The organism is Arthrobacter sp. StoSoilB5, from assembly GCF_019977235.1.
Classification (GTDB): Bacteria; Actinomycetota; Actinomycetes; order Actinomycetales; family Micrococcaceae; genus Arthrobacter.
In genome coordinates, this window is the sequence record NZ_AP024646.1 from 4,831,430 (window position 1) to 4,844,193 (window position 12,764).

Sequence of the window (12,764 nt, forward strand, 5' to 3'; positions counted from 1 at the left end):
TCCCCCGCTTTTTTTGCCGGTTGGTGCCGGTTGGGGGTGGGAAGTTTTGTGGTTACAACATTGTGGTGTTGTTATTTAGTTGTGTTTGTTCCTGTGAGCAACGGTGTTGTTGTTCGGGAACCACATAGTGGACGCGTGCAGTGTTTGTGTGTGGTGTAAGTTGTTGGCCTATTAGTACCGGTCAGCTTCACGAGTCTTTGGTCCTCGCTTCCACATCCGGCCTATCAACCCAGTGGTCTGGCTGGGGGCCTCTCACACAAATTGTGTATGGAAATCTCATCTTGAAGCGAGCTTCCCGCTTAGATGCTTTCAGCGGTTATCCCATCCGAACGTAGCTAATCAGCGGTGCACTTGGCAGTACAACTGACACACCAGAGGTTCGTCCGTCCCGGTCCTCTCGTACTAAGGACAGCCCTTCTCAAATTTCCTGCGCGCGCAGCGGATAGGGACCGAACTGTCTCACGACGTTCTAAACCCAGCTCGCGTACCGCTTTAATGGGCGAACAGCCCAACCCTTGGGACCTACTCCAGCCCCAGGATGCGACGAGCCGACATCGAGGTGCCAAACCATGCCGTCGATATGGACTCTTGGGCAAGATCAGCCTGTTATCCCCGAGGTACCTTTTATCCGTTGAGCGACGGCCATTCCACAATGTACCGCCGGATCACTAGTCCCGACTTTCGTCCCTGCTTGAGATGTCTCTCTCACAGTCAAGCTCCCTTGTGCACTTACACTCGACACCTGATTGCCAACCAGGCTGAGGGAACCTTTGGGCGCCTCCGTTACTTTTTAGGAGGCAACCGCCCCAGTTAAACTACCCATCAGGCACTGTCCCTGACCCGGATCACGGGCCGAAGTTAGATGTCCAAAGTGACCAGAGTGGTATTTCAACGATGACTCCACCCGAACTGGCGTCCGGGTTTCAACGTCTCCCACCTATCCTACACAAGCCACTCCGAACACCAATACCAAACTATAGTAAAGGTCTCGGGGTCTTTCCGTCCTGCTGCGCGTAACGAGCATCTTTACTCGTACTGCAATTTCGCCGAGTTTATGGTTGAGACAGCGGGGAAGTCGTTACTCCATTCGTGCAGGTCGGAACTTACCCGACAAGGAATTTCGCTACCTTAGGATGGTTATAGTTACCACCGCCGTTTACTGGGGCTTAAATTCTCAGCTTCGCCACACAAGGTGGCTAACCGGTCCTCTTAACCTTCCAGCACCGGGCAGGAGTCAGTCCGTATACATCGTCTTGCGACTTCGCACGGACCTGTGTTTTTAGTAAACAGTCGCTTCCCCCTGGTCTCTGCGGCCCACACCCGCTCCACAGAGCAAGTCTGTATCACGGGGCAGGCCCCCCTTCTCCCGAAGTTACGGGGGCATTTTGCCGAGTTCCTTAACCATAATTCTCTCGATCGCCTTGGTATTCTCTACCTGATCACCTGTGTCGGTTTGGGGTACGGGCGGCTAAAACCTCGCGTCGATGCTTTTCTTGGCAGCATAGGATCACCGGATCCCCCCTTACGGGAGTCCCATCAGATCTCAGGATCGTGCTCGAAACACACAGGAACGGATTTGCCTATCCCTGACCCTACATCCTTGGACCGGGGCAACCATCGCCCGGCCCGGCTACCTTCCTGCGTCACACCTGTTAATACGCTTACCTCCCGGGATCAGGTCCCGCGCTCGGCCAAAACCCACACACCACAAGGGTGATAGGGCAGGCTCCGGGCGGTTAGTATCCCCCGCTTGGCATGGGCGGTTTTTCGCCGGTACGGGAATATCAACCCGTTGTCCATCGACTACGCCTGTCGGCCTCGCCTTAGGTCCCGACTTACCCAGGGCAGATTAGCTTGACCCTGGAACCCTTGATCATTCGGCGGACGGGTTTCTCACCCGTCTTTCGCTACTCATGCCTGCATTCTCACTCGTGTAGGCTCCACCGCTGGTTTCCACCGCGACTTCACTGCCCACACGACGCTCCCCTACCACTCCACACCCCTGAACCACGAAGGCTAGGGCAATGTGTGAAATCCACAACTTCGGCGGTGTACTTGAGCCCCGCTACATTGTCGGCGCGGAATCACTTGACCAGTGAGCTATTACGCACTCTTTCAAGGATGGCTGCTTCTAAGCCAACCTCCTGGTTGTCTTCGCAACTCCACATCCTTTCCCACTTAGCACACGCTTAGGGGCCTTAGTTGGTGGTCTGGGCTGTTTCCCTCTCGACTATGAAGCTTATCCCCCACAGTCTCACTGCTGCGCTCTCACTTACCGGCATTCGGAGTTTGGCTGACGTCAGTAACCTTGTAGGGCCCATCGGCCATCCAGTAGCTCTACCTCCGGCAAGAAACACGCAACGCTGCACCTAAATGCATTTCGGGGAGAACCAGCTATCACGGAGTTTGATTGGCCTTTCACCCCTACCCACAGCTCATCCCCTCCATTTTCAACTGAAGTGGGTTCGGTCCTCCACGACGTCTTACCGTCGCTTCAACCTGGCCATGGGTAGATCACTCCGCTTCGGGTCTAGATCACGCCACTACACTCGCCCTGTTCAGACTCGCTTTCGCTACGGCTACCCCACACGGGTTAACCTCGCGACGTAACACTAACTCGCAGGCTCATTCTTCAAAAGGCACGCCGTCACCAGAATCAGACTGGCTCCGACGGATTGTAAGCACACGGTTTCAGGTACTGTTTCACTCCCCTCCCGGGGTACTTTTCACCTTTCCCTCACGGTACTGGTCCGCTATCGGTCATTAGGAAGTATTTAGGCTTATCAGGTGGTCCTGACAGATTCGCACGGGATTTCTCGGGCCCCGTGCTACTTGGGATCCTCTCCAGGCGGTACACAACATTACGGTTACGGGGCTCACACCCTCTCTGGCCGGCCTTTCAAGACCGTTCACCTATGCCTGCACTACACACCCCACCAGTCCGGCAGAACCAGTACGGAAAGTCCCACAACCCCGCCCATGCAACGCCCGCCGGCTATCACACATGGAAACGGTTTAGCCTGATCCGCGTTCGCTCGCCACTACTAACGGAATCACTCTTGTTTTCTCTTCCTGCGGGTACTGAGATGTTTCACTTCCCCGCGTTCCCCCCACGCACCCTATGTGTTCAGATGCGGGTCACACAATCACCTTGCAGCGTTGTGCGGGGTTTCCCCATTCGGACATCCTGGGATCAACGCTCGGTTATCAACTCCCCCAGGCTTATCGCAGATTCCTACGTCCTTCTTCGGCTCCTAATGCCAAGGCATCCACCGTGTGCCCTTAAAAACTTGACCACACAAGATCAATAAACTTACTCGAGAGAACCATGCGCCACTTGGGCCCAAGGTTCATTCATAAGAAATTGCTGTAAGAACACACACACACGTGTGTGTGTCCTAGATGCTCGCGTCCACTATGTAGTTCTCAAACAACAACCCCATCAACCAGACCCCCGGACACCACAACCCACAACGGGCTGATAACAGTGACCGGCAATACCGGAAGCAGGAACAAGAAGAAACACCAGAACTGTGCCCCCCTGCATTGCTGCAAAAAGGTCCTGTTGCCTCAGGACCCAACAGTGCGCCAAACACAACCCACACAATCCACGCCCCGGCACGTTCCTGACAACACCCCACCACCACAAAAGCAGAAAAAGGCGTTGCCGTACTGGCACCAGGACACAACCGGTAAAGGCCATGCCAAAAAACTTTGATTCGTTGATATTCCACCCATGAGCACCCACCGCAGAACAGACGCCTGCGCAATGGGCAACACTGACAACCACCACGCACCCGCATACACGGACACCAGCAGTTGTTAGCAGCTCCTTAGAAAGGAGGTGATCCAGCCGCACCTTCCGGTACGGCTACCTTGTTACGACTTAGTCCCAATCGCCGGTCCCACCTTCGACGGCTCCCCCCACAAGGGTTAGGCCACCGGCTTCGGGTGTTACCAACTTTCGTGACTTGACGGGCGGTGTGTACAAGGCCCGGGAACGTATTCACCGCAGCGTTGCTGATCTGCGATTACTAGCGACTCCGACTTCATGGGGTCGAGTTGCAGACCCCAATCCGAACTGAGACCGGCTTTTTGGGATTAGCTCCACCTCACAGTATCGCAACCCTTTGTACCGGCCATTGTAGCATGCGTGAAGCCCAAGACATAAGGGGCATGATGATTTGACGTCGTCCCCACCTTCCTCCGAGTTGACCCCGGCAGTCTCCTATGAGTCCCCGGCCGAACCGCTGGCAACATAGAACGAGGGTTGCGCTCGTTGCGGGACTTAACCCAACATCTCACGACACGAGCTGACGACAACCATGCACCACCTGTAAACCGACCGCAAGCGGGGCACCTGTTTCCAGGTCTTTCCGGTTCATGTCAAGCCTTGGTAAGGTTCTTCGCGTTGCATCGAATTAATCCGCATGCTCCGCCGCTTGTGCGGGCCCCCGTCAATTCCTTTGAGTTTTAGCCTTGCGGCCGTACTCCCCAGGCGGGGCACTTAATGCGTTAGCTACGGCGCGGAAAACGTGGAATGTCCCCCACACCTAGTGCCCAACGTTTACGGCATGGACTACCAGGGTATCTAATCCTGTTCGCTCCCCATGCTTTCGCTCCTCAGCGTCAGTTACAGCCCAGAGACCTGCCTTCGCCATCGGTGTTCCTCCTGATATCTGCGCATTTCACCGCTACACCAGGAATTCCAGTCTCCCCTACTGCACTCTAGTCTGCCCGTACCCACTGCAGAACCGGAGTTGAGCCCCGGTCTTTCACAGCAGACGCGACAAACCGCCTACGAGCTCTTTACGCCCAATAATTCCGGATAACGCTTGCGCCCTACGTATTACCGCGGCTGCTGGCACGTAGTTAGCCGGCGCTTCTTCTGCAGGTACCGTCACTTTCGCTTCTTCCCTACTGAAAGAGGTTTACAACCCGAAGGCCGTCATCCCTCACGCGGCGTCGCTGCATCAGGCTTTCGCCCATTGTGCAATATTCCCCACTGCTGCCTCCCGTAGGAGTCTGGGCCGTGTCTCAGTCCCAGTGTGGCCGGTCACCCTCTCAGGCCGGCTACCCGTCGTCGCCTTGGTAGGCCATTACCCCACCAACAAGCTGATAGGCCGCGAGTCCATCCAAAACCACAAAAGCTTTCCACCCCCCACCATGCGATGAGGAGTCATATCCGGTATTAGACCCAGTTTCCCAGGCTTATCCCAGAGTCAAGGGCAGGTTACTCACGTGTTACTCACCCGTTCGCCACTAATCCCCAGTGCAAGCACCAGTTCATCGTTCGACTTGCATGTGTTAAGCACGCCGCCAGCGTTCATCCTGAGCCAGGATCAAACTCTCCGTTGAAAACAAAAAATCAAACAGACACAACCACACCCACCGGAAATAACGACGGACCATGGCTGCACAAAATTCGAAACCAGCTGAAAACCAGACCACCACACACGGGGGTGCGCAGCAATCCGGCCATAATTTCAACCAATCAATAAAACAATCGGCATCAACAAACTTGGCACACTATTGAGTTCTCAAACAACAGACACTACCGACACCACCACCAACCCACACGGGCCACTGGATCGCTCCGGAGCAACTTTTCAAACTTACCCGAACAACCGCATCCTGGCAAATCAGCGTTCCCGCGATTCCCGATCCGATCCTCGGCCCCACCCGGCTACCCGCACGCCCAAAAGCGCACCATATTCCAGGCTGTTATCAAAGGGGGTCGGCCCCCACGGCTTCCAGCTCCAAGCTGTCTCACTCGCGGCGACTCAGAAGACATTACACGCCCACAAGCCCCCACACAAATCCACCCCAACACCACCCAAAAACCCCGCAAACACACGCCAAACACCCCCACCCAGGGCTTACGACCAGCCCGGAATCGCCAAAACAACTACCGTGAAGCCCGTCACACGGGTCAAGCCCCACGACCCAGGCCGCCAGGCACTAACGCCAACTACCGCCGTCGAACGTCCCCAACAACCCCACCAAAAACCACGACTACCCGAGAGAGCGACGCCCAAAAAACGTCAGGACGTGACAGAGCGACGCCCAAAAAACGTCAGGACGTGACAGAGCGACGCCCAAAAAACGTCAGGACGTGAGAGAACAAACCCCAAAACGCCTCAGGACGTGAGAGAACAACCGGAGGCGGCGGTCACCCGGCAGCGCGCGTCCACGCGAGGAACGAGCGAACGCGCAGAGGATGACCGCCGCCTTCGCACCAACCGTCCGCCTTCGCGCCAACCACCCCGCCTTCGCGGCAACCACCCAGCCTCCTTCAGCAACAAGCACGCTTAAACGCAGAAAAGGCCGGCAACCATAACAGTTGCCGGCCTTTTCAGAGCTTCGTGATTACCAGGAAGACTTGGTGATACCCGGGAGCTCACCGCGGTGAGCCATGTCGCGGAAGCGAACACGGGAGATACCGAACTTCTGGAAGGTGCCGCGGGGACGGCCGTCGATCTGGTCGCGGTTACGCAGACGGATCGGGGAGGCGTTGCGGGGCAGCTTCTGCAGGCCGAGGCGTGCAGCTTCGCGTGCTTCGTCAGTCGCGTTGGGGTCAACCAGGGTCTTCTTCAGTTCGAGACGCTTGGCAGCGTAACGCTCAACAATGACCTTGCGCTGCTCGTTGCGAGCAATCTTGGACTTCTTTGCCATGTGTTTAGCGCTCCTCTCGGAATTCGACGTGCTGGCGGATCTTGGGGTCGTACTTCTTCAGGACCAGACGGTCCGGGTCGTTACGACGGTTCTTGCGCGTTACGTAGGTGTAACCCGTGCCCGCGGTGGACTTCAGCTTGATGATCGGACGTACGTCCTTGTCCTTTGCCATTAGAGCTTTACTCCTCGTGCCAGGATGTCGGCGACGACAGAGTCGATGCCGCGTACGTCGATGGTCTTGATGCCACGGGCTGACAGGGTCAGCGTGACGTTACGGCGCAGGGACGGAACCCAGTAGCGCTTCTTCTGAATATTCGGGTCGAACCGACGCTTGTTGCGGCGGTGCGAGTGCGAAATGCTGTGTCCAAAGCCCGGCTCGGCCCCGGTCACTTGGCAGTGTGCTGCCATGACTCTCCTCCAAAGATTGAATGTAACGGCGTGCAGATGTTCCTGCGTTACCGTGCGACAGGCAGCGTTCGCGTCCGATCCAAACCATTTCGGTAGTTTCCGCATCAAATGCGGCGAAGAAGGTTGGGCCTCAGAACCGTGCAGTGGAAACCACTGGAAGAAGTCCTGGGATACCGGGCGAATACAGGAATGCACGCAACTTGAGCCCCTAACTACCGGCCATCGGGATGTCAGTCAGACTGACTTCACCGCCAACCGGAGCAATTGCACACGATCCGCACTACCTAGCGCCTAACTATTCTACGGGTCAGGCCAAATTAAGACCAATCAGGAATCATAAGGCCTCCCCAAGGCCTTTCACAGCAGAACGAAAGGATGCTTGGCGAGTCTTGGATCATGACATCGCTTCTCCCACGTGTTTCGCGTGCCGACCAGTCCGCGGCGCCGGGCCCATTGACGGCACCAGCCGCCGTCGAACTCTTTCGGATGCAAGCCCGACGGCGGCGGGCCCGGGCCGACATCCTCGGTTTCCTTGGGTGGTTGTCGCCGGTGGCGGCAGTGGCTTTGTGGCTGGCCGACGGCGGTGCAAGCGGATTTTCCTCTCTCGCAGGAGCGGCAACGGCCCTGGGAATCGTGGCCGGATTGGTTGGCATGGACCTGGTGCTCCTCATGCTGCTCCTCGCGGCCCGGATCCCCTTTATCGACAACACTTTTGGCCATGACCGCGCAGTGGAGATCCACAAATCACTGGGCAAGCCCGCGCTGTATCTGCTCCTCGCGCACGGAATCTTCATAGCCATTGGGTACGGCGCGGCCGAAGGACTGGACCCGATCAGCGAGTCAATCTCCCTCTGGGTCAACGTACCGGACATGTGGTTGGCGTTCGTTTCGATGGTGTTGTTTATCGCCGTTGTGGTGACGTCGCTGGTGGCAGTGCGCCGGCGCTTCCCGTACGAGTTCTGGTACGTGGTTCATCTGCTGACGTATGCGGCCGTTGCCACCGCCATACCCCACCAGTTCAGCGTGGGTGGACTATTCGCGGAAGGTACGTGGCAACGTTGGTACTGGTTGGCCATCTGTATCGCGACCGGCGCTGCCGTGCTCTACAACCGGGTCATCGAGCCCATCGCGGCGACGTTCCGGCACCAACTCACGGTGAGCCGCGTCGTTCGGGTCTCATCCGACGTCTTCAGCATTGAAATGACCGGACTGCACCTGAACGAGCTGGCCGGTTCCGGCGGCAGGTTCTTCTTCTGGCGGTTCCTGGCCCCGCGCTATTGGTGGCAGCCGCACCCGTTCAGCCTCTCCGCCGAGCCCGTCCCAGGCACGGCTTCGGCGCCTGGAAAATTGCGCATCACCGTCCGGAACCTCGGCGACGGCTCAGCCCGCCTGGCACGGCTCAAACCAGGTACCAAAGTTGCCATCGAAGGACCATACGGAATCTTCAGCACGGCAGCGAGGAGCCGCAACAAAGTAGTCCTCATCGGCGCAGGCATCGGCATTACACCCCTCCGCGCGCTGCTCGAATCCACGCCGTTCGAGCCAGGCAACGCAACGGTCCTGCTGCGCGGACACGACGAATCGGAGCTCTTCCTCGGGCAGGAAATCATGGCCCTTTGCCAAACCCGGGGTGCAACCCTCTTCCACCTCACCGGTCCGCGCTCCCCAGGTCCCGGCTCATGGCTCCCCCAATCGGCTGTCCAGGCCGGTTTCACGATCCGTTCCTATGTCCCTGACGTGGCCAACGCCGACGTGTACGTCTGCGGCCCGGCCAGCTGGGCCAGCAACGTGGTCCAGGATCTACAGTCCGCGGGTCTACCTGCGGAACAACTCCACTACGAAAGGTTCGACTGGTGAGAATCCGGGCAGCAATGGCAACAGCCCTGGCCTCCGCGGGCATCCTGCTCGCAGGCTGGCAATCGGGAGCCCATGTGGCCGAAACAGGCACATCCACCACCACAAGCCTGAGCAGCAGCGCCACGGCAGGCGGTTCGGCCACGAACGGCAACACCCCTGCCAAGGGCGGCAACAACGCGGGCAGCTCGACGGCGGCAACCTACGACGGCGCGTCGGTCCAGACCCGCTTCGGCCCGGTCCAAGTGCAGGTGACAATCCAGAACGGAAAGATCACCGAAGTCACTGCCCTGCAGCTCACGGATGCCGAACGGAAGTCGGCACAGATCAGCAGCCGTGCTGCCCCGGTACTGCGTTCCGAAGTCCTGCAGGCCCAATCAGCGAACGTACAAACCGTCGGTGGCGCGACGGTCACAAGCGAGGCCTATCTCACCTCCCTCCAGGCGGCCCTCGATGCAGCCAACTTTTAACGTCGAACAGCTCCGGGCGCGTACGTTCCGCAGCATGGGCACCGTGGTGAGCTTGACTGTGGCGAGCGGCACCTCGCCCCAGACGGCTGTCGACGAACTGGAGTCCGCCGTCGACGTCGTGGAAGAGATATTCACGCAGCTCGACCTGACTTTCAGCCTCTACCGGGAGGGGTCCGAAGCGAGCCGTCTGGCGCGGGGCGAGCTGGCATTGGCGTATGCCTCGGAGTCAATGCAGGCCCGTTATGTAGAGGCCTCCGAATGGCGGTTGGCCACCAACGGTGCGTTCACTGCTGAACGACCGGACGGCACATTGGACCTGTCGGGGATCGTGAAAGCCCACGCCATGCGCGAGGCTGAGCTGTCCTTGATTGCGCTTGGACTGCGCGACTGGTGCCTCAACGCCGGAGGGGACGTACTGGTGAGTGGATCGCCAGGACCTTCGAGTGCCTCACGTGAGGTTCGTGAACCCTGGCTGGCCGGCATTGTGGATCCATTCGACCGCCAGACGTTGCTGGGCACGTACAGCCTAAGCGGCTCAGCCGACGGCGGAATGAGAGCCCTGGCGACGTCAGGATCGGCTGAACGGGGAGAACACATCTGGGCGGTTGGCCCAGGGCGCCCGGAGTTCCTTCAGGTTTCCGTGGCGGCGCAGGACATTGTCACGGCTGATGTCCTGGCCACGGCGATCGTCTCAGGCGGGCCGCCCACTTTGGATCAAGCGGTTGAGAAGTGGGGCGTCGAAGTGCTCGCGGTTGGCAGGACCGGAACCATGCTCGCCACGCCAGGATTCCGTAACGCTGCCTGAGCCCGGCCTCAACTACACCGGGCGGATCAGGGACGGATACTTCGGGCTCAGTCCATCGCCCGACGACGTACCCCGCACGCGGCGCATCACCCAAGGGCCAGCGAATTCCCGGACCCAGCGCGCGTTCGCCCGGATAGCTTCGGACCGGTTCAATGTGGGAAGCGGAGCGAGGTCGGGGACTTCAAGCACGTGCTCATGCTCCAGGACGTCCAGCACCCGCTTTGCCATATTAACGTGGCCCGCGGTCGACATGTGCATCCGGTCCTGCGCCCACATCCTGACGTCGTAGTACTCATCGAACCGCCAGTAATCCACCAGGAGGGCACCATGGTTCTCGGCAATTTCACGGAGCAGCTCGTTGTAGATCGCGGTCCGGCCCCGCATCGTGCTAAAAACCTTCGAACCGCGGGCATCGAATCCCGTGAAGAGCACAACGGTGGCGCCGGTCGCGCTTAACTTGGCGATGCCGGCGCCGTAATCCTCCAAAAGCGAGTCAATATCGACCTTGGGCCGCAGGATGTCGTTGGCTCCCGCGTACATCGTCACCAACGTGGGTTTCATTGCGACGGCGGCGTCCACTTGTTCTGCCATGATTTGGCGGAGCTTCCTGCCGCGGATGGCGAGGTTGGCATAGCCGAAGTCCTCGTTGCTGTGGGCCAGTTGCCGGGCAACGACGTCTGCCCACCCCCGGACACCGTTGGGGCGGGTGGGGTCGTCATCGCCGACGCCCTCGGTGAAGGAATCCCCCAAGGCAACATAGCGGGCAGAAAAATCCATGCCGTCAGTCTGCCACTAGCTCGACCCCTGCGTAAAAACACGGATAGAGCTACGACTCGCGCAGGATCCAGTGGTTATTGTCCAGCCGGGAGACGATTTTCTCGCCGATGCGCGCGAGGTCCGCGACGTCGTCGGGCGAGAGCGAATCGAGCATCAGCGCCCGTACGGACTCAACGTGGCCTGGAGCGAGGGCCACAATGGTGGACATGCCAGCCTCGGTCAGGTGGGCGACAGTGACGCGGGCGTCACGAGGGTGTGCCTGGCGTTCCACCCAGCCGCGCTTCTGGAGTTTGGTGACCACATGCGACAGGCGCGATAGCGAGGCACTGGTGCGCGCGGCGAGCTCGCTCATGGGCAGATACCGGCCCTCGGTTTCCGAGAGCATCGCCAAGACGTTGTAGTCGAACAACGACAATTTTCCAGCAGACTGAAGCTGCGTATCCAACGCCGAGGGGAGCAGGGTGTTGATACTCAAGAGGGCCAACCATGCACGGCGTTCGTCGGCATTGAGCCAGCGGGGTTCAGTCATGGATCCATCTTAGGAGAATTAGCCGGTTGGCCCGGCCCCGCTTCAGCCGCAACCGATAGGCTGGCGGCATGTTTGTTGTCTCCCTGACCTACAAAGTTCCCGACGAAATCGTCGACTTCCACCGGCCAGGCCACATGGCCTGGCTTAAGGACGCGTTCGACGCCGGTGTGTTCCTCGCGTCGGGACGTCGCGTTCCAGCCACCGGAGGTGTGTTGCTGTCCAAGGTGGACCGGGCAACGCTGGATGACTCGCTGGCCAAGGATCCGTTCTACAGCAACGGAGTAGCCGAGTTCGAGATCATCGAATTCACGGCGACCAGCGTGGCCGAGGGCTACGAAGTCCTGCTGGACAGCTGAGATTTGCTGGAAGCTTCACTGCGTAGCCTGCCGCTTTTCCATCAGCTTCTTCAGGCCACCCTTGCGTGGGACTTTCACCGGTTGCGGCCAACGCGGACTCAGCGCGTCTCCCAGGGTGACTCCGCGTAGTTTGCGTCCAAACAGTGGCAGAACCCAGTCGTGGACCCAGCGGCGCTGCCTGCGTTCCCATTCGCGGAGTCCCACGCGCGTTGGCGGTTCCCACTCCTTCGGAGAAATCTTGTGCGGGACTCCCAAGTGGTCCAGGACTTGGGCTGCCAGGTACTTGTGGCCCGCTTTGGACATGTGAAGGCGGTCCGATGCCCACATCCGTGAGTCTTTGTAGGCGTCGAAGCACCAGTAATCCACCAATATGGCCCCGTATTTCGCGGCCACGTCGCGGACCCGCTGGTTGTACAAGGTGTTGCGTTTCTTAAACGGTTCCAGGACGGCTGAGACCTTCACGTCAAAGCCAGTGAAGAGGACCAGCGTGGCTCCGGTTTCGGCGAGCCGGGCGACCAGCTCTTCATAGTTATTGAGGAGCTCGTCCATGTCCGTGCCGAAATCGAGGATGTCGTTTCCGCCAGCGTAGAGAGTGACGAGCGTGGGTTGCATGGCAAGTGCCGGCTCGAGTTGTTCATCGATGATGTGCCGGAGCCTCTTGCTGCGCACGGCGAGATTCGCGTACTCCCAGCCCGGCTGCGCCTTCGCCAATTTCTCGGCCACCCTGTCGGCCCAGCCGCGGACCCCATTGGGCAGGACCTTACTTGGGTCCCCCACACCCTCGGTGAAGGAATCTCCAAGGGCGACATACCGCCGTCGTCCGTTTTTCCCAGCCGCGTAACCGTCCCGCATCCGGCCACGGTAACCCCCTGCGGTTACACCCCCACCAA

General features: G+C 59.1%; 10 protein-coding genes and 2 rRNA genes. 4 read left to right on the forward strand and 8 right to left on the reverse strand.

Annotated features, from left to right (window positions below):
* Positions 1-150: 150 nt before the first annotated feature.
* From LDN75_RS21905 to rpmB, 5 genes are all read right to left on the reverse strand, one after another.
* Positions 151-3,296, reverse strand: a 23S ribosomal RNA gene (locus LDN75_RS21905).
* Positions 3,297-3,837: 541 nt separating this feature from the next.
* A 16S ribosomal RNA gene (locus LDN75_RS21910) occupies positions 3,838-5,358 on the reverse strand.
* Together the 16S and 23S rRNA genes form the textbook arrangement of a ribosomal RNA operon.
* 1,011 nt (positions 5,359-6,369) lie before the next feature.
* Entirely contained in the window at positions 6,370-6,675 is a 306-nt protein-coding gene (rpsN, locus tag LDN75_RS21915) for a 30S ribosomal protein S14 (RefSeq protein ID WP_216927432.1), read from the reverse strand.
* A 4-nt stretch (positions 6,676-6,679) separates the two neighbouring features.
* Positions 6,680-6,847: a 50S ribosomal protein L33 gene (rpmG, locus tag LDN75_RS21920; protein WP_003798558.1), complete on the reverse strand. Its 168-nt coding sequence runs from the start codon at positions 6,845-6,847 to the stop codon at positions 6,680-6,682.
* Positions 6,847-7,083 (reverse strand): 50S ribosomal protein L28, encoded by a 237-nt coding sequence (gene rpmB, locus LDN75_RS21925; RefSeq protein WP_011776361.1) that lies wholly within the window; start codon positions 7,081-7,083, stop codon positions 6,847-6,849. Before rpmB ends, rpmG begins: the two co-directional genes overlap by 1 nt.
* A 396-nt stretch (positions 7,084-7,479) precedes the next feature.
* On the opposite strand from rpmB, the gene LDN75_RS21930 reads away from it, so the two are divergent.
* Genes LDN75_RS21930 through LDN75_RS21940 form a run of 3 tightly spaced genes read left to right on the forward strand, consistent with a single transcriptional unit; the run spans position 7,480 to position 10,212 of the window.
* On the forward strand, positions 7,480-8,940 hold the full coding sequence (locus LDN75_RS21930; RefSeq protein ID WP_223934777.1) for a ferredoxin reductase family protein: 1,461 nt from the start codon (positions 7,480-7,482) through the stop codon (positions 8,938-8,940).
* Between the two features lie 14 nt (positions 8,941-8,954).
* Positions 8,955-9,407, forward strand: coding sequence for an FMN-binding protein (locus tag LDN75_RS21935; RefSeq protein ID WP_223934778.1), 453 nt, complete (start codon positions 8,955-8,957; stop codon positions 9,405-9,407).
* Positions 9,391-10,212 carry an FAD:protein FMN transferase gene (locus LDN75_RS21940; protein ID WP_223934779.1) on the forward strand — a complete coding sequence of 274 codons (822 nt, stop codon included), beginning with the start codon at positions 9,391-9,393 and terminating at the stop codon, positions 10,210-10,212. Before LDN75_RS21935 ends, LDN75_RS21940 begins: the two co-directional genes overlap by 17 nt.
* Positions 10,213-10,224: 12 nt before the next feature.
* On the opposite strand, the gene LDN75_RS21945 is transcribed toward LDN75_RS21940, so the two are convergent.
* Complete coding sequence (locus tag LDN75_RS21945) at positions 10,225-10,989, reverse strand: SGNH/GDSL hydrolase family protein (RefSeq protein ID WP_223934780.1); 765 nt, start codon at positions 10,987-10,989, stop codon at positions 10,225-10,227.
* Between the two features lie 49 nt (positions 10,990-11,038).
* Positions 11,039-11,518, reverse strand: a complete 480-nt coding sequence (locus tag LDN75_RS21950) for a MarR family transcriptional regulator (RefSeq protein WP_223934781.1) — start codon at positions 11,516-11,518, stop codon at positions 11,039-11,041.
* A 68-nt stretch (positions 11,519-11,586) separates the two neighbouring features.
* On the opposite strand from LDN75_RS21950, the gene LDN75_RS21955 reads away from it, so the two are divergent.
* A complete protein-coding gene (locus LDN75_RS21955) occupies positions 11,587-11,874 on the forward strand; it encodes a YciI family protein (protein ID WP_223934782.1) in 288 nt (95 codons plus the stop codon).
* A gap of 15 nt (positions 11,875-11,889) precedes the next feature.
* Here LDN75_RS21955 and LDN75_RS21960 read toward each other — a convergent pair whose 3' ends face one another.
* The gene (locus tag LDN75_RS21960) at positions 11,890-12,726 is read right to left on the reverse strand and encodes an SGNH/GDSL hydrolase family protein (RefSeq protein ID WP_223934783.1); all 837 of its coding nucleotides are present in this window, start codon (positions 12,724-12,726) and stop codon (positions 11,890-11,892) included.
* Between the last annotated feature and the right edge of the window lie 38 nt (positions 12,727-12,764).

Coding starts and splice junctions, on each gene's coding strand:
- rpsN (WP_216927432.1), bottom strand. CDS start 6,675: ATGGCAAAGAAGTCCAAGATTGCTCGCAACGAGCAGCGCAAGGTCATT.
- rpmG (WP_003798558.1), bottom strand. CDS start 6,847: ATGGCAAAGGACAAGGACGTACGTCCGATCATCAAGCTGAAGTCCACC.
- rpmB (WP_011776361.1), bottom strand. CDS start 7,083: ATGGCAGCACACTGCCAAGTGACCGGGGCCGAGCCGGGCTTTGGACAC.
- LDN75_RS21930 (WP_223934777.1), top strand. CDS start 7,480: ATGACATCGCTTCTCCCACGTGTTTCGCGTGCCGACCAGTCCGCGGCG.
- LDN75_RS21935 (WP_223934778.1), top strand. CDS start 8,955: ATGGCAACAGCCCTGGCCTCCGCGGGCATCCTGCTCGCAGGCTGGCAA.
- LDN75_RS21940 (WP_223934779.1), top strand. CDS start 9,391: ATGCAGCCAACTTTTAACGTCGAACAGCTCCGGGCGCGTACGTTCCGC.
- LDN75_RS21945 (WP_223934780.1), bottom strand. CDS start 10,989: ATGGATTTTTCTGCCCGCTATGTTGCCTTGGGGGATTCCTTCACCGAG.
- LDN75_RS21950 (WP_223934781.1), bottom strand. CDS start 11,518: ATGACTGAACCCCGCTGGCTCAATGCCGACGAACGCCGTGCATGGTTG.
- LDN75_RS21955 (WP_223934782.1), top strand. CDS start 11,587: ATGTTTGTTGTCTCCCTGACCTACAAAGTTCCCGACGAAATCGTCGAC.
- LDN75_RS21960 (WP_223934783.1), bottom strand. CDS start 12,726: ATGCGGGACGGTTACGCGGCTGGGAAAAACGGACGACGGCGGTATGTC.